20 protein-coding genes are annotated in these 22,490 nt (G+C 74.7%); 11 read left to right on the forward strand and 9 right to left on the reverse strand.

All coding sequences use genetic code 11. The features are described from left to right. The 11 genes from ACGFZL_RS09345 to ACGFZL_RS09395 all read left to right on the forward strand — a co-directional run bounded on the left by ACGFZL_RS09345 (window position 1) and on the right by ACGFZL_RS09395 (window position 10,734). Window positions 1-1,254, forward strand: coding sequence for an MCE family protein (locus ACGFZL_RS09345; protein WP_393690287.1), 1,254 nt, complete (start codon window positions 1-3; stop codon window positions 1,252-1,254). Then, window positions 1,251-2,306, forward strand: a complete 1,056-nt coding sequence (locus ACGFZL_RS09350) for an MCE family protein (RefSeq protein WP_393690288.1) — start codon at window positions 1,251-1,253, stop codon at window positions 2,304-2,306. The genes ACGFZL_RS09345 and ACGFZL_RS09350 overlap by 4 nt, the downstream gene beginning before the upstream one ends. Next, window positions 2,303-3,334: an MCE family protein gene (locus ACGFZL_RS09355; protein WP_393690289.1), complete on the forward strand. Its 1,032-nt coding sequence runs from the start codon at window positions 2,303-2,305 to the stop codon at window positions 3,332-3,334. Before ACGFZL_RS09350 ends, ACGFZL_RS09355 begins: the two co-directional genes overlap by 4 nt. Beyond that, window positions 3,331-4,350 carry an MCE family protein gene (locus tag ACGFZL_RS09360; protein WP_393690290.1) on the forward strand — a complete coding sequence of 340 codons (1,020 nt, stop codon included), beginning with the start codon at window positions 3,331-3,333 and terminating at the stop codon, window positions 4,348-4,350. The genes ACGFZL_RS09355 and ACGFZL_RS09360 overlap by 4 nt, the downstream gene beginning before the upstream one ends. Before the next feature lie 107 nt (window positions 4,351-4,457). After that, window positions 4,458-5,645, forward strand: coding sequence for an MCE family protein (locus ACGFZL_RS09365; RefSeq protein WP_393690601.1), 1,188 nt, complete (start codon window positions 4,458-4,460; stop codon window positions 5,643-5,645). Next, window positions 5,642-6,955 carry an MCE family protein gene (locus ACGFZL_RS09370; RefSeq protein WP_393690291.1) on the forward strand — a complete coding sequence of 438 codons (1,314 nt, stop codon included), beginning with the start codon at window positions 5,642-5,644 and terminating at the stop codon, window positions 6,953-6,955. Before ACGFZL_RS09365 ends, ACGFZL_RS09370 begins: the two co-directional genes overlap by 4 nt. Beyond that, complete coding sequence (locus tag ACGFZL_RS09375) at window positions 6,952-7,470, forward strand: hypothetical protein (protein ID WP_393690292.1); 519 nt, start codon at window positions 6,952-6,954, stop codon at window positions 7,468-7,470. The genes ACGFZL_RS09370 and ACGFZL_RS09375 overlap by 4 nt, the downstream gene beginning before the upstream one ends. Continuing rightward, the gene (locus ACGFZL_RS09380) at window positions 7,467-8,081 is read left to right on the forward strand and encodes a hypothetical protein (protein ID WP_393690293.1); all 615 of its coding nucleotides are present in this window, start codon (window positions 7,467-7,469) and stop codon (window positions 8,079-8,081) included. The genes ACGFZL_RS09375 and ACGFZL_RS09380 overlap by 4 nt, the downstream gene beginning before the upstream one ends. Next, entirely contained in the window at window positions 8,051-8,626 is a 576-nt protein-coding gene (locus ACGFZL_RS09385; RefSeq protein WP_393690294.1) for a hypothetical protein, read from the forward strand. The genes ACGFZL_RS09380 and ACGFZL_RS09385 overlap by 31 nt, the downstream gene beginning before the upstream one ends. 27 nt (window positions 8,627-8,653) lie before the next feature. After that, entirely contained in the window at window positions 8,654-9,424 is a 771-nt protein-coding gene (locus ACGFZL_RS09390; protein ID WP_393690295.1) for a hypothetical protein, read from the forward strand. Window positions 9,425-9,450: 26 nt separating this feature from the next. Next, window positions 9,451-10,734: a lytic transglycosylase domain-containing protein gene (locus ACGFZL_RS09395; RefSeq protein WP_393690296.1), complete on the forward strand. Its 1,284-nt coding sequence runs from the start codon at window positions 9,451-9,453 to the stop codon at window positions 10,732-10,734. Here ACGFZL_RS09395 and sbnA read toward each other — a convergent pair. From sbnA to ACGFZL_RS09440, 9 genes are all read right to left on the reverse strand, one after another. Further along, window positions 10,728-11,720 carry a 2,3-diaminopropionate biosynthesis protein SbnA gene (gene sbnA, locus ACGFZL_RS09400; protein ID WP_355175757.1) on the reverse strand — a complete coding sequence of 331 codons (993 nt, stop codon included), beginning with the start codon at window positions 11,718-11,720 and terminating at the stop codon, window positions 10,728-10,730. The genes ACGFZL_RS09395 and sbnA overlap by 7 nt on opposite strands. Before the next feature lie 36 nt (window positions 11,721-11,756). After that, complete coding sequence (gene sbnB / locus ACGFZL_RS09405; RefSeq protein ID WP_393690297.1) at window positions 11,757-12,803, reverse strand: 2,3-diaminopropionate biosynthesis protein SbnB; 1,047 nt, start codon at window positions 12,801-12,803, stop codon at window positions 11,757-11,759. After that, window positions 12,800-13,813, reverse strand: coding sequence for a TauD/TfdA family dioxygenase (locus ACGFZL_RS09410; RefSeq protein ID WP_393690298.1), 1,014 nt, complete (start codon window positions 13,811-13,813; stop codon window positions 12,800-12,802). The genes sbnB and ACGFZL_RS09410 overlap by 4 nt, the downstream gene beginning before the upstream one ends. Before the next feature lie 2 nt (window positions 13,814-13,815). Beyond that, window positions 13,816-16,221 carry an amino acid adenylation domain-containing protein gene (locus ACGFZL_RS09415; protein WP_393690299.1) on the reverse strand — a complete coding sequence of 802 codons (2,406 nt, stop codon included), beginning with the start codon at window positions 16,219-16,221 and terminating at the stop codon, window positions 13,816-13,818. Next, the gene (locus tag ACGFZL_RS09420) at window positions 16,218-18,758 is read right to left on the reverse strand and encodes a Pls/PosA family non-ribosomal peptide synthetase (RefSeq protein ID WP_393690300.1); all 2,541 of its coding nucleotides are present in this window, start codon (window positions 18,756-18,758) and stop codon (window positions 16,218-16,220) included. The genes ACGFZL_RS09415 and ACGFZL_RS09420 overlap by 4 nt, the downstream gene beginning before the upstream one ends. Before the next feature lie 102 nt (window positions 18,759-18,860). Then, window positions 18,861-19,649: an anti-sigma factor domain-containing protein gene (locus ACGFZL_RS09425; RefSeq protein ID WP_393690301.1), complete on the reverse strand. Its 789-nt coding sequence runs from the start codon at window positions 19,647-19,649 to the stop codon at window positions 18,861-18,863. Then, window positions 19,646-20,209, reverse strand: a complete 564-nt coding sequence (gene sigK, locus ACGFZL_RS09430) for an ECF RNA polymerase sigma factor SigK (RefSeq protein ID WP_393690302.1) — start codon at window positions 20,207-20,209, stop codon at window positions 19,646-19,648. The genes ACGFZL_RS09425 and sigK overlap by 4 nt, the downstream gene beginning before the upstream one ends. A 141-nt stretch (window positions 20,210-20,350) precedes the next feature. Beyond that, entirely contained in the window at window positions 20,351-20,824 is a 474-nt protein-coding gene (locus ACGFZL_RS09435; RefSeq protein ID WP_393690303.1) for an ATP-binding protein, read from the reverse strand. 72 nt (window positions 20,825-20,896) lie between these two features. After that, window positions 20,897-22,219 carry an MFS transporter gene (locus ACGFZL_RS09440; RefSeq protein ID WP_393690304.1) on the reverse strand — a complete coding sequence of 441 codons (1,323 nt, stop codon included), beginning with the start codon at window positions 22,217-22,219 and terminating at the stop codon, window positions 20,897-20,899. Between the last annotated feature and the right edge of the window lie 271 nt (window positions 22,220-22,490).

Here is a 22,490-nt window from a genome sequence, read left to right on the forward strand (position 1 = left end):
ATGAGCGGCGCTTCCGGCGCGACGCTGCGCCGCCGGCTCGCGGGCGTGGCCTTCCTGGTGGTCCCCGCCCTGCTGGTCTGGCTGGCCGTCGCCGTCTACGACAAGCAGTTCACCGACACCGACCCGGTCACCGTGGAGACCGGCAGCGTCGGCAACGAGATGCACCTGGGCGCCGAGGTCAAGCTGCGCGGCGTCGTCGTCGGCGAGGTCCGCGCCATCGACGCCACCGACACCGGCGCCCGCCTCACCCTCGCGCTGAAGCCCGGCGCCGTGGACGCCATCCCGGCCGACGTCCGCGCCCAGATGCTCCCCACCACCCTGTTCGGGGAGCGCTTCGTCGCCCTCGTGCCGGCCACCGGCTCCACCGGCCGCACCCTGCCCGCCGGCGCCGTCATCCCCCAGGACCGCTCCGCCAACGCCGTCGAGCTCCAGCAGGTCCTCGACAACGTGCTGCCGCTGCTCACCGCCGTCCAGCCGCAGAAGCTCTCCGCCACCCTGTCCGCCGTCTCCCAGGCCCTGGAGGGCCGCGGCGACCAGCTCGGCGACACCCTCACCCGGCTCGACCGGCACCTGCGGAAGTTCAACCCCCAACTGCCCACCCTCAACCGGGACCTGAAGGAACTCGTGAAGGTCAGCAACGTCTACGCCGACGCCGCGCCCGACATCGTCACCGCCCTGACCGACTTCACCACCACCAGCACCACCCTGGCGGAGAAGGAGGACGACCTGGCCGGCACGCTCGGCGCGACCACCCGCACCGCGGAGGACCTGACCGGCTTCCTGCGGCAGAACAAGGACACCATCATCCGGCTGAGCGCCGACTCCCGGCCCACCCTGCAGCTGCTCGCCGAGTACTCCGCCGCCTTCCCCTGCACCCTGCGCACTCTCGCCGACTTCGTCCCCGCCATGGACAAGGCCCTCGGCAAGGGCACCGACCGTCCGGGACTGCGGGTCGACCTCACCACCGTGCCCTCCCGCGGCGCCTACGTCCCCGGCCGGGACACCCCCGCCTACGGCGCCTCCGGCGGCCCCCGCTGCTACCCCGTGCCCTACCTCGGGGTCTCCGCGAAGCCCGCCGCCGAGGTGCCCGCCGCCGCGGAGCAGGATCTCGGCCCGGCCAACTCCCCGCAGGAGAACGACCTCGTCAACGAGCTCCTCGCCCCCGCCACCGGCAAGGCCCCCGCCGACCTGCCCGACTGGAGCAGCCTGCTGGCCGGACCCGCCCTGCGCGGCACGGAGGTGACCCTGCGATGAGGGACCCCGCGCCCCACACCCGGCGCCGCCCGCTGACCGGCCCCCTGCTCAAGTCCCTGGTCTTCCTGCTGGTCACCGCCCTCGCCACCACCGTCCTCGGCCTGAGCGTCGCCAACACCGGCGTCGGCGACGACACCGTCACCTACAAGGCCCTGTTCACCGACGTCACCGGCCTCACCGACGGCGACAGCGTCCGCATCTCCGGCGTCAAGGTCGGCCAGGTCACCGACGTCCGCGTGGTCGACCGGCGCACCGCGCAGGTCTCCTTCACCGTCCGCGACGACCGCACCCTGCCCCGCTCGACCACCGCCGCCGTGAAGTACCTCAACATGGTCGGCCAGCGCTACGTGGCCCTCGACCGGGGCAGCGGCGACCTCGCCGGCACCCTCGACGGCGGCGACACCATCCCGCTGGACCGCACCTCGCCCGCCCTCGACCTCACCCTGCTCTTCAACGGCTTCAAGCCACTCTTCGAGGGCCTCTCCCCGAAGGACGTCAACGAACTCGCCGGCTCCCTCGTGCAGGTGCTCCAGGGCGAGGGCGGCACCGTCGACTCCCTGATGCGGCACATCGGGTCGCTCACCACCACCGTCGCCGCCAAGGACAAGGTGATCGGGGAGGTGGTCGCCAACCTCAACACCGTGCTGACCACCCTCAACGACCGCGAAGCCGACTTCGACACCCTGGTGGACACCCTCCAGAAGCTCGTCACCGGCTTCAACGAGGACCGCAAGCCGCTCGGCCGGGCCGTCGCCGCCATGGGCGACTTGACCACCACCACCGCCGGGCTGCTCCAGGACGGCCGCGCCCCGCTCAAGCGGGACATCAAGGAACTCGGCCGGCTCTCCGGCAACCTCGGCGACGCCACCCCGCAGCTCGAGGACTTCCTCGACCGCACCCCGGACAAGCTGACCGCGCTGACCCGGCTGTCCTCCTACGGCTCCTGGTTCAACTTCTACCTCTGCGAGGCCCGGGTGAGCGGAGTGCGCACCTCCGACGGCTCCAAGCCGCCGACCGGCGTGACGGTCACCGAGGCGAGGTGCGGCACATGAAGCCCGTGAAGGAGCGCAACCCCGTCACCGTGGCCCTGGTCGGCCTGGTCCTGCTCGCGCTGCTCACCGTCCTCGCCTACAACGCCGACCGCCTCCCGCTGATCGGCGACGGCACCGGCTACAGCGCCGACTTCTCCGAGGCGGCCGGTCTCGACGACGGCGACGAGGTGCGCATCGCCGGCGTCAAGGTCGGCGAGGTCACCGGCGTCGCCCTCGACGGCGACCGGGTCAAGGTCAGCTTCGAGGTAGACGACGCCTGGATCGGCGACCGCAGTACGGCTGCCATCGCCATCAAGACGCTGCTCGGCGACAAGTACCTCGCCCTCGACCCGCTGGGCAGCGCCCGCCAGGACCCCGGCACCCGCATCCCGCTGTCCCGCACCACCTCCCCGTACGACGTCACCCAGGCGTTCCAGGACCTCAGCGGCACCGTCGACGCCATCGACAGCCGGCAGCTGGCCAAGAGCTTCGAGACCATCTCGGAGACGTTCAAGAACTCCCCGCCGCACGTCCGAAAGGCCGCAACCGGGCTGTCCGACCTGTCGAGGTCGGTGTCCAAGCGGGACGACGAGCTGTCCGAACTGCTCAGCGGCAGCGCCAGGTTCACCAAGACCCTCGCCGACAAGAAGTCCAGCTTCGAGACGCTCATCGAGGACGGCGGCTCCCTGCTCGGCGAACTCCAGGACCGCCGCGACGCCATCCAGGCCCTGCTGAAGGGCAGCCGCGACCTCGCCACCGAACTCACCGGGCTGGTCGGCGACAACGACAAGCAGCTCGGCCCCACCCTCAAGGCGCTGGGCCGCGTCACCACCGTCCTGAAGGACAACACCGACCAGCTCGACAAGACCCTCGCGCTGGTCGGCCCCTACTACCGGCTGGTCGGCAACACCCTCGGCAACGGCCGGTGGTTCGACAGCTACCTGTGCGGGGTCGTGCCCCGCGACTACCTGCCCGCGCAGTCCCAGCCCACGACCGGCTGCCTGCCGCCCAAGCAGCGGACGGCGGCCCAGGGGAACGGTGAGCGATGAGCACCCGCGCGAAACTCCTGGCGGCGGTGGTCGCCCTCGTCGTGGTCGCCGCCGGGCTCGCCGCCGCGCGCGCCCTAGGCGACGACGGCACCCGGATCACCGCCTACTTCGACCGCGCGGTGGGCATCTACGCCGGCTCCGACCTGCGGATCCTCGGCGTCCGGGTCGGCGAGGTGGAGTCGGTGGAGCCGGAGGGCACGAAGGTCCGCGTCCGGCTCGCCCTGGACGAGGGCGTACGGGTCCCCGAAGGGGCCGGTGCCGTGGTGGTCGCGCCCAGCGTCGTCGCCGACCGCTTCGTCCAGCTCACCCCCGCCTACAAGAGCGGCCCCACCCTGAAGAACGGCGCCGTGCTGCCCGCCGACCGCAACCGCACCCCCGTCGAGATCGACCAGCTCTACGACTCCGTCACCGACCTCAGCAAGGCCCTCGGCCCCGACGGCGCCAACGCCTCCGGCGCCCTGTCCGGGCTGCTCAAGACCGGCGCCGCCAACCTCGACGGCAACGGCGAGGCCATCGGCGACAGCATCGAGCAGTTCGGCAAGGCGGCGAAGACCCTGGACGGCTCCAGCGACGACCTGTTCACCACCCTGTCCCAGCTCCAGGTCTTCACCACCATGCTCAAGGACAAGGACACCGACGTGCGCACCGCCCAGGAGCGCCTGGACACGGTGGTCGGCTTCCTCGCCGACAACAAGGACGACCTGGCCGGCGCCCTGGACGAACTGGGCACCGCCCTCGGCCGGGTGAAGACCTTCGTCCAGGACAACCGCGGCGAGCTGAAGAAGAACGTCGACACGCTGGTGCCGATCACCGAGGCGCTGGTGAAGCAGCGCGCCTCGCTGGCCGAGGCCCTGGACGTCGCCCCGCTCGCCGCGGACAACTTCACCGGCGCCTACGACACGGGCACCGGCATGATCGAGGGCCGCACCAACTTCAACGAGATCAGCATGGGCGGCCCCCTGCTGCCCCTGCCGGTCAGCGGGGGAGCGGCCGCCTCGGGGGAGGGGAAGCGGTGAAGCGCGTCATCCGGCGCCGGGGCGCCGCCTCCGACGACACGCGGGCCGCCGACGGAACCGACGCGGCGGAGACCGCCGAGGCGCCCCGCGCGGCACCGCACCGCCCGCTGCGCCGCGGCGCCCTCACCACCGGCCGGGCCGCCGGACTCGGCCTCGGTGGACTCCTCGCCCTCGGCCTCGGCTTCGCCCTGGCGCTCGGCGCGTTCTCCTCGACCGCCCCGAGCTTCGACGGCCTGGAGGACATCCCGCTGCCCGGCGGCGCCGACCTCGGCCCCCACCCCTACACCGTCACCGCCGAACTGGACGACGTCCTCAGCCTCGTGCCGCAGGCCGCGGTCAAGGTCAACGACGTCGCCGTGGGCCGCGTCACCCGCATCAGCCTCGACGGCGACGCCTGGACCGCCCGGGTCACCATGGAGGTCAACGGCGACGTGCGGCTGCCCGCCGACGCCGGCGCCCGCGTCGAGCAGTCCAGCCTGCTCGGCGAGAAGTACGTCCAGCTCGTCGCGCCCGCGAAGCCCGCCCCCGCCCGGCTCGCCGACGGGGCGGTCATCCCGGTCGCCCGCACCGGGCGCAACACCGAGGTCGAAGAGGTCTTCGGCGCGCTGTCCCTGCTGCTCAACGGCGGCGGCGTCAACCAGCTCAAGACGATCACCACCGAGCTGAACAAGGCGCTCGGCGGGCGCGAGCCCGAGATCCGCTCCACGCTCAAGCGGGTCGAGGAACTGGTCGGCAACCTGGACGACCACCGCGGCGACATCACCGACGCCCTCGACAGCGTCAACCGCCTCGCCGCCACCCTGGCCGGCCGCAAGGACGACGTGCGCACCGTCCTCACCGGCCTCTCGCCCGGCCTGAAGACCCTGCACGAGCAGCGCGGCTCCCTGCTGACCATGCTGCGCTCCCTGGACACCCTCTCCGGCGTCGCCGTCTCCACCGTCGACGCGAGCAAGGACGACATGGTCGCCGACCTCAAGGCCATCGCGCCCACCCTCAAGGCGCTGGCGGACGCCGGCACCGACCTGCCCGACTCCCTCCAGGTGCTGCTGACCTATCCGTTCACCGATGAGGTGATGCGCGGCGTGAAGGGCGACTACCTCAACGTGTACCTGAGCATGGCGGCCGTCCCCGGCACCGAGGTGATCCCGCCGCTGGTGCCGAAGCCCTCCCCCTCACCCTCGCCGACGCCCACCGCGCAGGAGCCGCAGCCGGAGGCGCGGTCGGAGGTACGGCCGCGGGCGCTGCCCCTGCCGTCCGTGCCGACGGCGTCCGGGACGGGGGGTGGGGCGCGGTGATCACCCTAGCCGTCCGCCTGAAGAACCTGGCCTTCCTCGTCATCGCCGTCCTCGTGCTCGGCTTCGTCGGCATCCGCTACGCCGACCTCGGCCGCTTCGCGGGCGTCGCCGACTACTACACCGTCGACGTGGAACTCCCCCGCACCGGCGGCCTGTTCACCCACTCCGACGTCACCTACCGGGGCGTCTCGGTCGGCCGCGTCGGGCCCATCGACCTCACCGCCGAGGGGGTCGTCGCCGAGCTGCGCATCAAGAAGTCCGCCCCGCGCATCCCCGCCGACACCCGGGCCGTGGTGGCCGCGCTGTCCGCGGTCGGGGAGCAGTACATCGACCTGCGGCCGGCGAGCGACGGCGGCCCCTACCTCGCCGAGGGCACCCGGATCGCCGAGCGCGACACGCAGGTGCCGGCGCCGGTCACCGACGTCCTCACCAGCGTGAACGACCTCACCAAGTCGGTGCCCCTGGAGGACCTGCGCACGGTCGTCGACGAGTTCGGCAAGACCTTCGACGGACACGGCGACGACCTCCAGAAGCTGCTGGACAGCGGCGACGCCTTCGTCCGGGCCGCCGACCGGGCGCTGCCCTCCACCACCCGGCTGATCACCGACGGCGAGACGGTGCTGCGCACCCAGGCCGAGGAGACGGACGCCATCACCGGCTTCGCCGACGGCGCCGAGCGGCTGGCCCGCAGCCTCAAGGGCTCCGACGCCGACCTGCGCCGGCTGCTCACCGTCACCCCGGACGCCGCCACGCAGGTCAGCGGGTTGCTGCGGGACCTCGACCCCAGCCTCGGCGTGGTCCTGGCCAACCTGCTCACCACCTCCGACGTCGCCGTCACCCGCCAGCGCGGCATCGAGGAGCTGCTCGTGAAGTACCCGGCGGCGGTGTCCGCCGGCGCCACCGCCGTCCAGGGAGGAACCATGAAACTGGGCCTGGCCGTCACCTTCTTCAAGCCGCTGCCCTGCACCGCCGGGTACGGCGGCACCCGCTACCGCAACGGCCTCGACCTCGGCACCGCCCCCGCCCTGAACACCGGCGCCGCCTGCACCGCCCCGGCGTCCAGCGGCGTCGACGTGCGCGGCTCGGCCCACGCCCCGCGCGGCGGCCCGGTCCCGGCACCGGCCCGCCCCGGCTCCCTGCCCTCGGGCAACTCCGGCAGCGGCACCCCGGCCGCCGCGCCCAGCACCTCCTCGGCGCCCGCCACCGCCGCCGCCCCGCTGCCGGGCGCCCTCGCCCTGCCCGGCGTCGGCGACTCCACAGCGCCCGACCTGGCCGGGCTGCTCGCACCGGCCGCCGGAGCGGGCCGATGAGGCGGGCCCGCGTCCTCGCCGGGACCGGACTCGCCCTCGCGCTCGCCTTCTGCGGCACCGGCGCCTGGACGTACGCCCAGGCGCGGGGCGACGACGGCCTCTCCTACGGCCGGGAGCGTGACGCCGCGCTCTCGGACGGGCGGGCCGCGCTGACCACGCTGACCAGCCTCGACGCCTCGTCCGCCGAGCGGGCCCGGGCCGGCGTCCGGGCCTGGCGGGACGCGTCCACCGGCCCGCTGAGCGAGGAACTGGGCCGCACCGAGCCGAAGACGGGCCCCTCGGCGAAGGGCGTCGTCACCGACGCCGCCCTCACCGCCCTGGACACCCGGGCCGGCACGGCCAAGCTGATCGCCACCGTTCGCGTGGAGGTCACCGCCGGTTCCACCGGCAAGCCCGGGGCGGACCGCAAACGCCTGGAGGCCGTCCTGGACCGCACCGGCGACGACGAGTGGAAGGTCAAGGCGCTGAGCGCGGTGCCGCTCGCGGGGGCCGCGGGGGAGGACGGAACCCGATGAGCCGGCTGACGACGGAGACGGACGAGGACGCGGAGCCCGCGCTGAACGAAGGCGAGGCGGCCGAAGAGACCGCCGGGGAGGCGACGGACAACCCCGGCCGCCGCCTCCCGTCCGCCCGATGGCGCCCCATCGCCGCCGCCGCGCTCGCCGCGCTGCTCCTCCTGGCCGGCGGCGCCTTCCTCTACGGCGCCCACCGCCTGCACGCGCAGCCGTCCGCACGGAACCACGCCCTGACCGACAGCGAGGCCACCACCAAGGTCGCCGGGGACGTCGGCAGCGCCCTGGCCCGGGTGTTCTCGTACACCCCCGAGGGCCTCGGCACCACCGAGCGCTCCGCCCGGTCCGTGCTGGCCGGACGCGCGGCCCGCCAGTACGCCGACCTGATGACGCGGGTCCGCGCCGACCTCACCCGGCAGCGCGTCACCCTCAGCACGCAGGCGGTGCGCACCGGTGTGATCGAACTCGACGGCGACGACGCCCGGTTGCTGGTCTTCCTCGACCAGATCTCCCGCCGGGGCAAGGACCCGGCCACCTCGGTGGCCGCTCAACTCACGGTCACCGCGCGATGGGAGGGCGACCAATGGCGGATCACCGACATCCAGAGCCGCTGAAGAGGCGGAGGGCGGTCGGGCCGGCCGGCCTGCCGGCCAAGGTCGTCGCCCTCGCGCTCGCCCTCGTCCTCGCCGCCGGCGGCGTCGCGGCCTGGGCCGGCTGGGACTGGTACGCCGCGGCCCACGACGACACGGCGGCCTACGCCGAGCAGCGCGACACGGCGCTCGCCGCCGGGGAGCAGGCCGTGCAGAACCTCAACACGCTCGACCACCAGCACCTCGACCGGGGTCTCGACCTGTGGGAGACCTCGACCACCGGCGAACTCCACGACCAACTGGTCTCCGGACGCTCGGAGTTCGCCTCCCAGGTGCGCACCGCGAAGACCGTCACCACGGCCAAGGTGCTCTCCGGCGCCGTCACCGAGCTCGACGACCGGGCCGGCCGCGCCCGGGTGCTCGTCGCGCTGCGCGTGACGGTGAAGGCCCCGGGCGCCGAGAGCACCGACAAGGACAGCCGCATGCTCGGCGAACTGACCCGCACCGGCGGCCGGTGGAAGCTCAGCGCCCTCGGGCAGGCGCCCGTCGGCGGCACGGCGGCCGGCTGACCCGGCCGGGGAGAGGACGACACCACCATGGCGACCACCCGTCACCACCTCAACAGCCTGCGCCGCCGCCAGGCCCGCGAGGCGGCCCAGCGCACCCGCCCGCCCGCCGCCGACGGCGCGGTGAGCACCCTCGACCCGCCCCGGGACCGCAGGACCCCGCGACAGGCCCCAGCCGCGCGACCGGCCCCCGCCGAACCGGCTCCCGCCACCGAGCCGCGGACCACCCGCCGCCTGGGCCGAGGCCGCCTCACCCTCGCCGTCCTCGCCCTGCTCGTGCTGCTCCTCGGCTGCTTCGCCGGCTGGGCGCACGGCCGCGCCGAGGGCCTGCGCGACGACCCCGGCGCCCGCAACACCGCCCTGACCGATCTCGCCCGCACCAGCGAGATCAAGGGGCAGACGGCCAAGGCGGTCGGCGCGCTCTTCTCCTACGACGCCGCCCGCCCCGCCGCCTTCGACAAGGCCGCGAAGGAGTTGCTGACCGGGCGGGCCGTCGCGCAGCACAAGGCGCTCTTCGACGCCGTGCGCTCCGGAGCCGACCGGCAGAAGGCGGTGATCACCACCACGGTCACCGACAGCGCGGTCGAACGCATCGACGGCGACCGGGCCCGGGTCCTCGTCTACGCCGACCAGAGCAGCGTCGCCACGGCCGGTGCGAAGACGCCGGCGAAGGCGGGGGAGAAGCCGGCCAAGGACCAGGCGAAGGACCAGGGCACCTACGCCGGCGCCATGTTCGCCGTCGACCTCCTGCACCGCGACGGGCGCTGGCTCGTCTCCGGCATCGACACCTTCGGCCGCTGAACCCCCACGACCAGGGAGTGACCACCATGCCCGCACCCCGCGTACCCCGCCTGCGCGCCCGGACCCGGCAGGGCCTGCTGGCCACCGCCGTCGCGGTGAGCACGGTGGCCGCCCTCACCGCGTCCCGGCCTCCCGGCGTCGCGTCGGCCGAGCCGAGCGGACAGGGCCGCCCGGCCGGCGAGGAGGCGCACGCCCCGTCATCGGCCGCCCCCGCCGCCCCGCCGGTCGCGGCGCCGCCCGGCGACGGCTCGTACCACACCGAACTGCCGCCCCTGGTGGGCCCCGTCGGCGCCCTCGGCCCCCTCGCACCCGGCGTCCCCGCGGCCCCGGCCACGCCCGGGCAGACCCGGCGGATCCAGGCCGAGTCCGGCCTCCCCGCCACCGTGCTGCGCGCCTACCGCGCGGCCGAGACGTCCGTCGGCCGCACCGACCCGGGCTGCCGGCTGCCCTGGCAGCTGCTCGCCGCCATCGGCAAGGTCGAGTCGGGGCAGGCCCGCGGCGGCGCCGTCGACCGGAACGGCACGACGCTGGGCCGGATCACGGGCCCCGCCCTCGACGGCAACGGCTTCGCCCTGATCCTGGACACCGACGGCGGTGCGCACGACGGCGACCCGGTCTACGACCGCGCGGTGGGCCCGATGCAGTTCCTGCCCTCGACCTGGTCCCGCTGGGGCGCCGACGGCAACGGCGACGGACGCGCCGACCCGAACAACGTCTTCGACGCCGCGCTGGCCGCAGGGCACTACCTGTGCGCCGGCACCCGCGACCTGGGCGTGCCGGCCGACCTGGACCGGGCGGTGCTCAGCTACAACAACTCGCGCGCCTACCTGGACCTGGTCCGCTACTGGCTGGACTTCTACCGCCGGGGCGTGCACACCGTGCCCGACGGCAAGGGCGTCGTTCCCAGGTCCCCCGGCGCCGGCGGCACCACCCCGGCCACGAAGCCCACCGACCGCCCCAAGGGGAACGACGGCGGCAAGGGCGGCGGCATCGTCATCGGCCCCGACCCCTCGGGTACGCCGTCCCCCGCACCGTCGCCCACCCGCCCGTCCCCCTCGCCGACCCCGACCCCCTCCCCGAAGCCCACCGGCCGGCCGAGCACCACCCCGTCCCCGACTCCCACCCCGACGGCCTCGGACACGCCCGCCCCGCCGAGCCCGTCGGACACCCCGTCGCCCGAGCCCTCGCCCACCACCGGCGAACCCACGCCGTCGCCCACGACGCCCTGTCCCTCCGACTCCGCGACCCCGAGCCCGACCCCGCAGGACCCGCGGGAGGCGACCACCGCCGAGGAGCCGTGCGCTCAGTGACGGGGCCCCGGGGCCGGCGGCGCCGGGACGTCCGCGGCGAGCGCGTCCGCGCCGTACAGGGCCTCCACCCAGTTGGCCTGGTAGACGGTGTCCAGGTAGCGCTCGCCGAGGTCCGGTGAGACCGCCACCGCCGTCAGGTCGCCGGCGTCGTGGTCGGCGAACCAGGACGCGGCGCCGCTGACCACCGTGCCGGTGGAACCGCCGAACAGGAAGCCGCGGCGGGCAAGACCCCGGCAGGTGCGCACGGTGTCCGCCTCGTCCACCGTGACCACGTCGTCCACGAAGGAGGTGTCGAGCAGCGGCGGCGGCACGCTCATCCCGAGCCCCGGGATCATCCGGCGCCCCGGCGCGCCGCCGAAGCTGACCGAGCCCGCGCTGTCCACGGCGACCACCCGCACCGGGCGGTGCCACTCCTTGAACCAGCGGGCGCAGCCCATCAGCGTGCCCGTGGTGCCGGCCCCCACGAACAGCAGGTCGAGGCCGGGGAAGGCACGGGCGATGGCCGGGGCCGTACTGCCGTAGTGGGCCCGCCAGTTGGCCGGGTTGGTGTACTGGCCGAGCCAGACGTGGCGCGGGTCCAGGGCGCAGAGCCGGCGGACGTAATCCAGCCGCGCGCCCAGCAGGCCGCCCTGCGGGGCGGGTTCGCGGACGACGTGGACCCGGGTGCCGAGCGCCTCCATCATGAGCCGGGTCGCCAGGTTGCACCGGGCGTCGGTCACGCACAGGAAGCCGTAGCCCTTGCTCGCGGCGATCATGGCGAGGGCCACGCCGAGGTTGCCCGAGGAGGACTCCACCAGGATCGATTCCGGGGTGAGGACGCCCTCGCGCTCGGCGGTCTCGACCATCTCCCGCGCGGCCTTCAGCTTGATGGACCCGGCGAAGTTGAACCCCTCGCACTTGAGGTAGAGCGGACGGCCCAGTTGGGCCCGCAGGTCGACGTAGAGGTCCTCTTCATTGAAGGCGTAGGGGACCGAGATGACGGGCACGACGCATTCCTCCTCGGGATGTCGGTGCCGGGCGGTTCAGCCGTGGCGGCGCAGTTCGTGGAAGAAGCCGTCGGCGAACCGGAGTTCACCGGCGGCTGCCACCCGGTCGTAGGCGTACTTGCCGACCGCCAGGTCGAGCACGCCGAGGCCGAACGGTGAGAAGACGACGGTGCGGTCCGCCGGCACGGTGAGCCGCCCGGTCAGCACGTCGTCCAGTGTTCCGGCGACGAACTCCCGGTCGCCGGTGAGCCGTTCGGCCAGATGCGGTGAGGTCTCGGCGCGCAGGCAGTGCTCGACGTCGTCCACGACGTCGACCGCGTCGAGCAGGATCTCCGGCGCAAGGTCGCGCAGCGAGACGTGCAGCACCACGGGGTGGTGCCCGAACCAGGCCGGATCGTGCACGTGCGGCGCGGCGGCGACGGTGGCGAAGACGATCAGGTCGCTGTGCCGGATCAGTTCCTCCGGGCCCTCGTGGACGGTGACCCGGCCGCCGGCGCCGGTCCGCTCCAGGTAGTCGCGGAAGGCGGCGGCCCCGGCGGCGGACGTGTCGTGCACGCCGATCTCCTCGAACTCCCAGCCGGTGGCGGCCAGGAAGGTGTGGATGTACCGGGCGATGAGCCCCGCGCCGACGAACCCGACCCGCCGGGGGCGTTCGCGGGTCCGGCTGAGCCGGTCGGCCGCCGAGGCGGCGGAAGCGGCGGTGCGGCTCGCGCTGATGATGGAACTCTCCATACAGGCGAACGGGTAGCCGGTCACCGGGTCGTTGAGGATGAGGACGGCCGACGCCCGGGGCAGCCCGGTGGCGGTGTTCTCGGGGAAGCTGGAGATCCACTTGATGCCGTCGACCCCCACGTCCCCTCCGAGCGAGGCCGGCAGGGCGATGATCCGGGCGGTCGGCCGGTCGCCGAAGCGCAGGAAGGACGAGGGCGGGTTCACCGACCGGCCCGCGCCGTGCAGCCGGTAGGCGCCCTCCACCACGCCGACCAGGTCCCGCTCGCGGCCCCGCAGGGCGCGCTCGACCTGCTCGCCGGGGACCACCGCGAAGGACGGGGCGCCGGTGACCGGTTCGCCGACGGCGGTCATGACGGGCCCGCCCCGACCGGTCCGAACGCGGTCTCCGCCGCCCCGGACGCGGGCACGCGCACCGGGTCGGCCATCGCCACGACGACGTCCCGGGGCCCCTCGTAGGGCTCCCTGCTGTGCGCGGTGCGCAGATTGTCGACCAGCAGCAGGTCGCCGGCCCGCCAGCGGTGCAGCGCCGTGTGGTCGGCGTACACCGCCTCGATCTGCCGCACGGTCTCCTCCTCGATCGGCTCCCCGTCGCCGTACCGGGTGGTGAACGGCAGCGCGTCGGCGCCGTACACGTCCGTCAGGTACTCGCGGACGTCCGGATCGAGCGTCCACTCACTGAGGAAGGCGACCTGGTTGGACCAGCAGCGCCGGCCGTCGGCCGGGTGGCGCACCACGGCCGCGCGCCGCTGCCGGGTGCGCAGCCCGCCGTCGTCCCGCCAGGCGAAGTCGACGGCCTGGGCCCGGCAGTACGCCTCGACGGCCGCGCGGTCGTCGGTGCCGAACGCGTCGGCGACGCCGGCGCCGATGTCCTCGTGGTAGCTGCGGTCGAGGACCCAGCCCTCGGTCTCGAAGCGGCGGACCAGGCCGCCGGGGAGCGCCGCGAGGACGGCCGCCGCGTCGGCGGTGCCGGTCTCGCCGCCCTCGTCGGGCGCGGTCAGGCAGGCGATGAGCAGCAGGCCGGGGCGGTCCAGGGTGTAGCTCGACTCGTGGTGCATGCACATCCGCTGGTGCGGGGGCCAGGTGGCCGAGGAGTAGACGCCCTCGCGGTGGGTCCGGCGGGCGGCCAGTGCCTCGCGCTCGGGCGCCGGCACGGCGCCGAGGCCGTCGGCGACCGCGGCCACCTCGTCCGGGGTGCCGAGGTCCAGTCCCCGCACCAGGAGCGCGCCGTGCCTGGCGAGGGCGGTGCGCACGTCGTCCCGGTGCGCGGCGGCCCAGGGTCCCGGGTCGCCGGGCGGGGCGCCGATCAGCGGCGGTGCGCCGGCGTGCGGGCCGGGGGGCCGGAGCGGAGTGGAGGACGTCATCGTCATGCTCCTTGGCTGGTCGAGCGGCCGGTCGGGGTTCCGGCCGGACGGTCGGTGAGCAGGCCCGCCAGGTCGGCGAGCACGGGGTGGCGGGTGATGTCGGCGACGGTCACGCGGCGGTCGAGCCGGACGGCGAGGCGTACCGCCGACAGCGAGTCGCCGCCCGTGGAGAAGAAGTGGTCCCGGCGCCCGATCCGGTCGGCGGGGACGGCGAGCACGTCCGCCCAGGCCGCCGCGAGCCGCTCCTCGGCCGGGCCGCGCGGCGGCTCGACGGCGGCCGGTGCCGGGTCGGGGGCGGCGAGCGCCGCGAGGGCCTTGCGGTCGGTCTTGCCGTTGGCGGTCAGCGGCAGCGCGGGCCGCCAGCACAGGGCCTCCGGGAGCAGGTACGCGGGCAGCCGGCGGGCCAGCCGCTCGCGCAGCCCCCGCTCGTCCAGCGGGCGCGGCCCGGCGTAGTGCGCGACCAGGCGTGCCGCCCCACCGGGCGGCCGGTCGACCACCACGGCGGCGTCCCGCACACCGGCCACGCCCAGCAGGGCGTTCTCGATCTCGCCGGTCTCCACCCGGAAGCCGCGCACCTTGACCTGGCCGTCCCGGCGGCCGAGGAACTCCAGCTTGCCGTCCGGCATCCAGCGGCCGAGGTCGCCGCTGCGGTAGAGCCGCTCCCCGGGGTCGAGGGGGTCGGCCAGGAAGGACTCGCGGGTGCGGTCGGGGTCGCCCAGGTAACCGCGGCCGACGCACACCCCGGAGAAGACGATCTCGCCGGGCGCGCCCAGCGGCACCGGACGCAGCCGGCCGTCCACGACGTGGACCCGCACATTGCGCACCGGGCGGCCCAGCGGCACCCGGTCGTCCGGCGGGGGCCGGTCCATCGGCTCGTGGTTGGTGTCGTCGCTGGTCTCGGTCAGCCCGTAGGCGTTGACCAGGGGCGTGCCCGGTCGCGTGGCGAACCAGCGCCGCACCAGCTCCGGACGGACGGCCTCGCCGGTGACCGACACCCGGCGCAGGTCCGGCAGTTCGCGCGGCCGGCGCTCCAGCGCGTGCAGCACGGCGTCCAGGTACGAGGGGACGACCTGGAACACGCTGACCCGCTCGCGCTCGACGGTGTCCAGGAACCGGTCCGCGTCGAGGACCGCCGCCTGGTCGACCAGCACGGTCCGGCCGCCCACCAGCGGGGCGGCGAGCAGCTGCCACAGGGAGATGTCGAAGCACTGGGGCGCCGTCTGGGCGACCGCCTGACCCGCGTCGAGACCGAGGACGTCGATCTTGGCGAGCAGGTGGTTGAGCAGGCCGGCGTGCTCGCACATCGCGCCCTTGGGCTCGCCGGTGGAGCCGGAGGTGAAGTAGACGTAGGCGAGCCGTCCCGGCCCCACCGGCACGCCCGGTGCGGTGTCCGTGGCGGCGTCGCCGGTCCGGGCGGCGACCGCGGTGTCCAGCACCGTGGTGCCGGGGCGCCGGGCCAGCGCCGCGTCCAGGCCGGGGGAGACGCCCGCGCCGGTCAGCACCAGGCGGCAGTCGGCCCGCTCCAGCATCCGGGCGATCCGGTCGGCCGGGAAGCCGGGCTCCACCGGGAGGTAGGCGCCGCCCGCCTTCAGGACGGCGAGGACCGAGGCCAGCCAGTCCAGGTCGCGCTCCCGGACCACGGCGACCCGGTCCTCCGGGCCGAGGCCCGCGGCCAGCAGGGCGTGCGCGAGCCGGTTGGCGCGGACGTCGAGGTCCCGGAAGGTCCACCGCCGCTCGCCGTGCACCGCGGCCACCGCGCCGGGCCGGGCCGCCGCCCGCTCCTCGAACAGCTCGTGCGCCCGCCGGTCGGGCAGCGGCACCACCGGACCGGCCAGCTCCTCGCGCTGCCGGCGCGCCTCCGCCGCCGTCACCAGGCTCTGCTCCGCCTGCGGCCCGTCCGGGTCGGCGGCGAGCAGGGCCAGCGCGGTGCGGTGGTAGCCGGCGATCCGGGCGGCGGCCGGCGCGTCCAGCAGGTCGGTGCGGTAGCGCAGGCGCAGCGTCCAGGGCCCGGCCCCGTCCGTCACGGAGACGGTGAGACCCGGTTCGCCCTGTCCCGGCGGGTTCCCGGGCGCGAAGACGACGTCCCGGGCGCCCGGCGCTCCGGGGGCCGGCTCCGGCCCGGCGGACACCGCCCGGTCGGCGTCGCGGACCAGCCCGCGCCAGTCGGCCGCGCCGACCGGCACCCGGCACACCCCGCCCGCGTACCCGGTGCGGACCGCCGGCTCCCCGGTCAGGGACGCCAGCACCCGCAGGTGCGCGGCGAAGGCCAGCACGGTCGGCGCCACCCCGAGCCGCCCGGCGGTGTCGCGCAGCGCGGCGGTCAGGACGGCGGGCAGCACCTCGGTGTGGCCGGCCAGGCCCGGACGAGGGTCGCGGGTCCACGGGGTCAGGGCGGTACGGGCGTTCACGACGCGTCACCTCCGGGCGCGGGCAGGGGGCGGGCCGGATTGCCGCCCCACCGGGCGGCCGGCGGCACGGTCTCGCCCTTCATCAGGAAGCTGTCCGGCGCCAGCACCGCGCCCTCGCCCACCCGGACGCCGTAGTGCACGAAGGCCCGCACCCCGAGCGTGCAGCCGGCCGCCAGCTCCGAGCGCTCGGACTTGAAGGCGCCGTCCTCCTGGGAGTGGCACTGGAGCAGGCTGCCCATGTTCAGCGTGCAGCCGTCGCCGATGGTGGTCAGCGCCCGCTCGGTGATGCCGCACCCGTCGTCGAAGACCCGGCGGCCGATCTTGACGCCGGCCAGCCGCATGACGGCGTTCTTGAACGGGGTGCCGTCGAGCACGCGTACATAGGTCTCGTTCGGCACCTTCCAGTACCGCTCGTGATACCAGAAGCGCCGGTCGTAGATCGAGCGGAACATCGGCCGCAGCGGGTGCCTGGCGGTCGTCAGCCGCTCCACGAGCACGAAGTACAGCGGCCCGGACAGCACGGCCACGACATTCGCCGCCGCCACCGGCCACGCGCCGTACCGGGCGTACAACTCGGCGGCCACCGTGGCAAGGAGCGTGACCCAGCTGAAGAAGAGCCAGCGGACCAGCAGGTACAGCGCCATGCTCGCGGCGTTGTGCCGGTTCTTGGCCGCCAGCAGCCTCCGCAGCTCCGGTCCCGAGCGGACCTCGTCGAAGGCGGTGTCGCGCCGGACCGTGCGGGGGATCTCGAAGGGCGGCGAGCCGAGCAGCCCGGTGTTCTCCCGCACCGGCCCGTCGACCGGGACCATCACCTTGGTCGCCAGCAGGCAGTTGTCGCCGGTGCGGCCCCCGGCCGGGTAGGCGATCTGGTTGCCGAGGAAGTTGTGCGGTCCGATCGTCACCGGCGAGAGGCGGAAGGAGGTGGCGGAGTAGTCGGCGTCGAGCAGAGACAGGCCGTCGGCGACCATCGTCCCCGTGCCCACCGAGGCCAGGTACGGGGTCTCGTGCCGGACCTCCGTGCCGAAGTTGGACCCGGTCTGCGCCACCGGTCGCAGCCGGTAGCCGAGGGCGGCCGACAGGTAGTGCACGATGGCCGAGCTGTCCCCGAACAGGCGGGTCAGGAAGCGGCGGTTGGTGGTCAGCGCGATGAACCGGTGCAGCCCGTGGCGCACGCCGTACAGCGGGTACACCGCGCCGGGGCGCAGCGCGCGGCCGAGCAGCCGGGGCACCGCGGCGATGAAGAGCAGCCCGAGTGGCAGCGCCCCGAAGAAGGCCACGGCGGCCAGGCCCAGCACCTCCGTGTAGAAGGTCCCCGAGGTCAGGGCCGTCGGCCCGGGTTCGAGGGCCGCCTGCAGCTGCGGCACACCGGTGAGCAGGATGCCCACCCCGCCGATCGCCAGCGGCAGGTAGACCAGGGTCACCGCGAGCAGGGTCAGGACGGAGTGGACGGCGCGGCGCAGCGTGCCGCACCGGGCGTCCGGGACGCGCGGCAGGACGGTGCCGGCCGGCTGGGCCGGCGAACCGTGCCAGTGCTCCCCGGCCGGCACCGCTTGGCCGCTGTGCAGGCTGGAGGCGTGCCCGAGCCGGGCGCCGTCGCCCAGGGAGGTGCCGGTGTCCAGGACGGTGGCCTCGCCGACCACCACGTCGTCCCCGACGGTGACGGTCCCGGTGCGGATGACGCCCGCCTCGGCCCGGTAGCAGTTGAGGTACACGTCCCGGCGGATCACCGAGTTGCGGCCGACGGACAGCAGGTCGGCGCAGACCGGCACCCGGCGGGAGAGCACGACGCTGCCCCTGCCGACGTGCGCGCCGAGCGCGCGCAGGTACAGCGAGTAGAGCGGGGAACCGGCCAGCAGCACCAGCGGATCGGTCCGCACCAGCGTTTTCACCAGCCAGAAGCGGACGTACCCCGGACTCCACACCTCGACCCGGTGCTCCGGCCGGAACCGCCCCACCAGCAGCCACTTCACCGCCACCGGGAGCAGGCACAGGGCGAGCAGCGCGGCGCCGCCGAAGGCGGCCGAACGCAGGTAGGCGCCGAGGACGCCGGACGCGTCGGAGATCCATTCGTAGCCCCAGGTGCTGATGACCGCGACGAGGCAGGCGTATCCGCAGAACAGCAGCAGCTGGACCGCCGCGCAGAGCAGGTACGAGCCGCGGCCCCGGAGCCGGACCGGCTCCGGCGCCGCTGCCACGGACGGGGAGGGCGCCAAAGCGGCCTCCTCGGCGGGGGGCGCGTCCGTCGCCATGGCCGCCGCGAGCGTCCGCGCGGTGCGGTGCCGGTAGACGTCCCGCATCGACACGGCCGGCAGGCCCTCGTGCTTGCGCACCCGGGCACAGAACCGGGCCATCAGCAGGGAGTCGGCACCGAGGTCGGAGAAGAAGTCGCTGTCGGCGGTGACCGCCGGGGCGGCGGTGGCCTCGGCCAGGACGGTGACGAGGACCCGGGCCAGCTCGGACTCCGGCGGGCCACCGGCGCCCGACTCGGTCGCCACGGGCGCCGACGGGCCCTGAGTGGCGACCGGCCTGGCCGTCATGCGCGCTTCCTCGAAAGGGTCAAAACCGTAAATCTCATACCAAGTATTCGAGGCAGCAGAGGAAGCGTATGACCCCGGCGGCGGAGTTTGTGCGCCGCCCCGTCAGCCGGCCGCGCGGATGGGGACCACCGCGAGCGGCTGGGTCGTCGGCTGCTGCGAACCACCCGCCGGCTCCACGCTGATGCCCACCGCCACCGCGTCGCCGATCCAGCCCTCCATGAGCCGGATCGCCGCGCCGCCCCTGCCGGACACCAGCCCGGCCGGCCGCAGTTGCTCGGTCCCCGCCGCGTACCACAGCTCGTACACCCGGCCGCCGGAGAGCGCGGGCAGCGACTGCGCGGTGAAGGCGGCCCGGTTCTCGCTCGCGGCGACGACGATCCCGACCGAGGCCCCGTCCGGGAGCCGGGCCGTGTGCACCGCCGCGTCGGAGGCCGTCAGGACCGAGGTGAGCCGGTCGGCGGCCTCCCGCGCCGCGCCCTCCGTCCGGGCGGCCTGCTGCCGGGCGTCCGTCGCCTCGGAGCGCTGCCACGCGGCGACCCCGCCCAGCGCGGCCGCCGCCACGGTCGCGGCGAGCGCGAGCGCCGGAGCACGGCGCCGGGCGCGGCGCGGCACCGTCACCCGGGCGGGGCCCGCCCGTTCCCGTGCGATCAGGGCGGCCTGGTCGAGCACCCTGGCCCGCACCCGCTGCGGCGCCGTGACCGGTGCCCCCTCCTCGGGCAGCGGAGTGCCGGCCAGCCGGGTCAGCACGGACGCCGAGGCGTCCACCTCCTGGCGGCAGGCCGCGCAGCCCGCGAGATGGTTCTCGAAGGCGGACCGCTCGGCGGCCGGGAGCGCGTGCAGGACGTAGGCCCCGACCTGGTCGTGCGCCTGCTCCTGCTCGGCCGCGGTCACGGGTCGGTCTCCATGCACTCGCGCAGCCGGCGCAGGCCCGCGCGCATCCGGGACTTCACGGTGCCCTGGGGCAGGGCCAGGGAGTCCGCCACCTCGACGTAGGTCATGCCCTGGTAGTAGGCGAGGACCAGGGGCACCCGCTGGAGCCGGGCCAGCGCGGCGAGGCAGTGGTAGACCCGGCGGTGCTCGTCGCGGTCGGCCACGGTCTCGGCGACCTCGTCGAACGCCCGGTCCCGCACCAGCATGCCCGCCAGCCGCTCGCGCTCGCTGCTCGCCTGCGCGGAGCGGACCCGGTCCACCGCGCGGCGGTGGGTCAGCGTGAGGATCCAGGACCGCGCCGAGCCGCGCTCGGGCCGGAACCGGTCCGCGGTGCGCCACACCTCGACCATCACGTCCTGGGTGACCTCCTCCGCCTGCGCCGCGTCGTGCAGGATGCGGCAGGACAGGCCCATCACGGCGTCCGCGAACAGGTCGTAGATCTCGGTGAACGCCCCCATGTCCCCGGCGGCCGTACGGGTGAGCAGCCGCCCGGCGGCGTCCTTCTCGGGTCCCTTCGACAAGTCCGGCTCCCAGTCCCTCGTGGCCGGGCCCCGGCTGTCCGGTGTCCGCGCCGGGCCCACCGCTTCAGCTTGCGGTGAGAGCGGGCCGCCCGCAAAAGCGGCTCGGGTCCGGGTGGCGGCGAGGAACACGGGAGCACCCCCTCATGCCGGCCGCAGGGCGGTCCGGGCGTGCGGGGGCGGCGGTGGAGCCTGTTCCGTGCGGTCCGGCGGGGCCTGTTCCGTGCGGTCCAGCCGGACCCGCACGGTCTTGCCGTCCAGCGAGGGCACCACCGTCAGCCGGCCGCCGAGCCGCTCGATCAGCGGCAGCCCGAACCCGCCCCGCTCACCGCCCTCGGCCCAGCGGTGCGGCAGATCCTCCCCGCGGTCGGAGACCGCGACGACGAGGACGCCGTCCCGCTCGGTGAGGCTGAGCAGGCAGGGACCGGGGGCGTGCCGCACCGCGTTGGTGACCAGCTCGGACACGACGAGGAGGGCGTCGTGGGCACGCGCTCCGTGCCAGCCGGCCCGCTCCAGCAGGCGGGCCGCGGCCAGGCGGGCGACGGCGGGTGTGTGCCGGTCACCGGGCAGGGCGAGTCGGCGGACGAGGACCGGCGGAGCCGGTGCGGTGGTGGGCATGACGCCCTCCGATCACCGGGACGAGTGGCTGCGCAGGGTATTCGTAGCCGACCCGGTCCCGGATGCCTGGCGTCAGAACTTCGGCGTCGGCGCCTGCGCCTCCACCAGCTCGGCCGCCTCCTGCTCGGTCTGCACCGACGGCGGCGAGCCGGCCAGCGGCTTGCGGGCCGTCTCCTTCATCACGGACACCGCGACGACACCGACCAGGGCCGCCGCCATGGCGTAGTACGCCGGTGCCATGTCGGAGCCCGACAGGCTGATCAGCGCCGTGATCACCAGCGGCGTGGTGCCGCCGAACAGGGACGTCGAGATGTTGTAGCCGACCGACAGGGAGCCGTAGCGCACCGAGGTCGGGAACATCGCCGGCAGCGCCGCCGACATGGTGCCGAGCAGGCAGACCAGGGAGAGGCCGAGCATCAGCATGCCGGCCGCGATGGCGGGCAGGCTGCCCTGCCGGACCAGCAGGAAGGCCGGTGCGGAGAGCACCAGGAAGCCCAGCATGCCGGCCATCAGCAGCGGCTTGCGGCCGTAGCGGTCGGAGAGCCGGCCCACCTGGTTGATGACCAGCATCAGGATCACCATGGTGATCACCAGCATCAGCAGCCCGTGCGTCTCGCTGTAGCCCAGCTCGTCGGAGAGATAGGTCGGCATGTACGACAGCAGCATGTAGTCGGTGATGTTGTACGCGCCCACCAGCGCGATGCACAGCACCAGCGGCCGCCAGTGGGTGCGGAAGATCTTGGCGAGGTCGCCGCGCGCCGTGGTCTCCACCGCGTCCGCCGCCTCGGCGACGGGCACGTTCGCGTCCTCCAGCTTCAGGTACGCCGGGGTGTCATCGAGCCGCATCCGCAGATAGATGCCGATCATGCCGAGCGGCGCCGCCACCAGGAACGGCACCCGCCAGCCCCAGGAGTCCATGCCGTCGTCGCCGAGCAGCGCGGTCAGCACGGTGACCAGGCCCGCGGCCCCGGTGTACCCGGCGAGCGTGCCCAGCTCCAGGAAGCTGCCGAAGAAGCCGCGCCGCTTGTCCGGGGCGTACTCGGCGATGAAGGTGGACGCGCCGCCGTACTCGCCGCCGGTGGAGAAGCCCTGCAGCATGCGGAAGAGGATCAGCAGGACCGGGGACCAGAAGCCGACGGCCGCGTAGCTCGGCAGCAGCCCGATGGCGGCGGTGCCGATCGCCATCAGGATCATCGTCAGCGCGAGCACCTTCTTGCGGCCGATCTTGTCGCCCATCGGCCCGAAGACCATGCCGCCGATCGGCCGCACCAGGAAGGCGACGGCGAAGGTGGCGAAGGACGACAGCAGCTGCACGGTGTCGTTCCCGGAGGGGAAGAACACCCGGCCGATGGTGGCGGCCAGGTAGCTGTAGATGCCGAAGTCGAACCACTCCATGGCATTGCCCAGAGAGGCCGCCTTCACTGCCCGACGGACCGCTGCCTCGTCCGTCACCGTGATGTCCGAGCGGCGGAGCCGTGGGTTCTGCCGGCGCTTGATCGCCCGGAACAGGGCCGGGTGGCGCCGGACGGCCGCCGTGTCGGGTGCTGGGCCGTGGTCGGTGGAGGACGTGGCGGGTTCCTTTCCACGGGCGGCGCGCGAAGCCTCGGGCGCCGCTCGGTCGTACGTCTTCAGCTCGTACCGCTACCCCCGATCTTGTGGCCTATGA

The sequence above is a fragment of the Streptomyces sp. NPDC048182 genome (genome assembly GCF_043202555.1).
In the GTDB taxonomy this organism is placed as follows: Bacteria; Actinomycetota; Actinomycetes; order Streptomycetales; family Streptomycetaceae; genus Streptomyces.

What these genes read in the sequence shown, in the direction of transcription:
- ACGFZL_RS09345 (WP_393690287.1), top strand. Translation starts at nt 1, where the DNA reads ATGAGCGGCGCTTCCGGCGCGACGCTGCGCCGCCGGCTCGCGGGCGTG.
- ACGFZL_RS09355 (WP_393690289.1), top strand. Translation starts at nt 2,303, where the DNA reads ATGAAGCCCGTGAAGGAGCGCAACCCCGTCACCGTGGCCCTGGTCGGC.
- ACGFZL_RS09420 (WP_393690300.1), bottom strand. Translation starts at nt 18,758, where the DNA reads ATGACGGCCAGGCCGGTCGCCACTCAGGGCCCGTCGGCGCCCGTGGCG.
- ACGFZL_RS09350 (WP_393690288.1), top strand. Translation starts at nt 1,251, where the DNA reads ATGAGGGACCCCGCGCCCCACACCCGGCGCCGCCCGCTGACCGGCCCC.
- ACGFZL_RS09360 (WP_393690290.1), top strand. Translation starts at nt 3,331, where the DNA reads ATGAGCACCCGCGCGAAACTCCTGGCGGCGGTGGTCGCCCTCGTCGTG.
- ACGFZL_RS09385 (WP_393690294.1), top strand. Translation starts at nt 8,051, where the DNA reads ATGGCGGATCACCGACATCCAGAGCCGCTGAAGAGGCGGAGGGCGGTC.
- sbnB (WP_393690297.1), bottom strand. Translation starts at nt 12,803, where the DNA reads ATGACCGCCGTCGGCGAACCGGTCACCGGCGCCCCGTCCTTCGCGGTG.
- ACGFZL_RS09410 (WP_393690298.1), bottom strand. Translation starts at nt 13,813, where the DNA reads ATGACGTCCTCCACTCCGCTCCGGCCCCCCGGCCCGCACGCCGGCGCA.
- ACGFZL_RS09380 (WP_393690293.1), top strand. Translation starts at nt 7,467, where the DNA reads ATGAGCCGGCTGACGACGGAGACGGACGAGGACGCGGAGCCCGCGCTG.
- ACGFZL_RS09440 (WP_393690304.1), bottom strand. Translation starts at nt 22,219, where the DNA reads ATGGAGTGGTTCGACTTCGGCATCTACAGCTACCTGGCCGCCACCATC.
- ACGFZL_RS09435 (WP_393690303.1), bottom strand. Translation starts at nt 20,824, where the DNA reads ATGCCCACCACCGCACCGGCTCCGCCGGTCCTCGTCCGCCGACTCGCC.
- ACGFZL_RS09390 (WP_393690295.1), top strand. Translation starts at nt 8,654, where the DNA reads ATGGCGACCACCCGTCACCACCTCAACAGCCTGCGCCGCCGCCAGGCC.
- ACGFZL_RS09395 (WP_393690296.1), top strand. Translation starts at nt 9,451, where the DNA reads ATGCCCGCACCCCGCGTACCCCGCCTGCGCGCCCGGACCCGGCAGGGC.
- ACGFZL_RS09375 (WP_393690292.1), top strand. Translation starts at nt 6,952, where the DNA reads ATGAGGCGGGCCCGCGTCCTCGCCGGGACCGGACTCGCCCTCGCGCTC.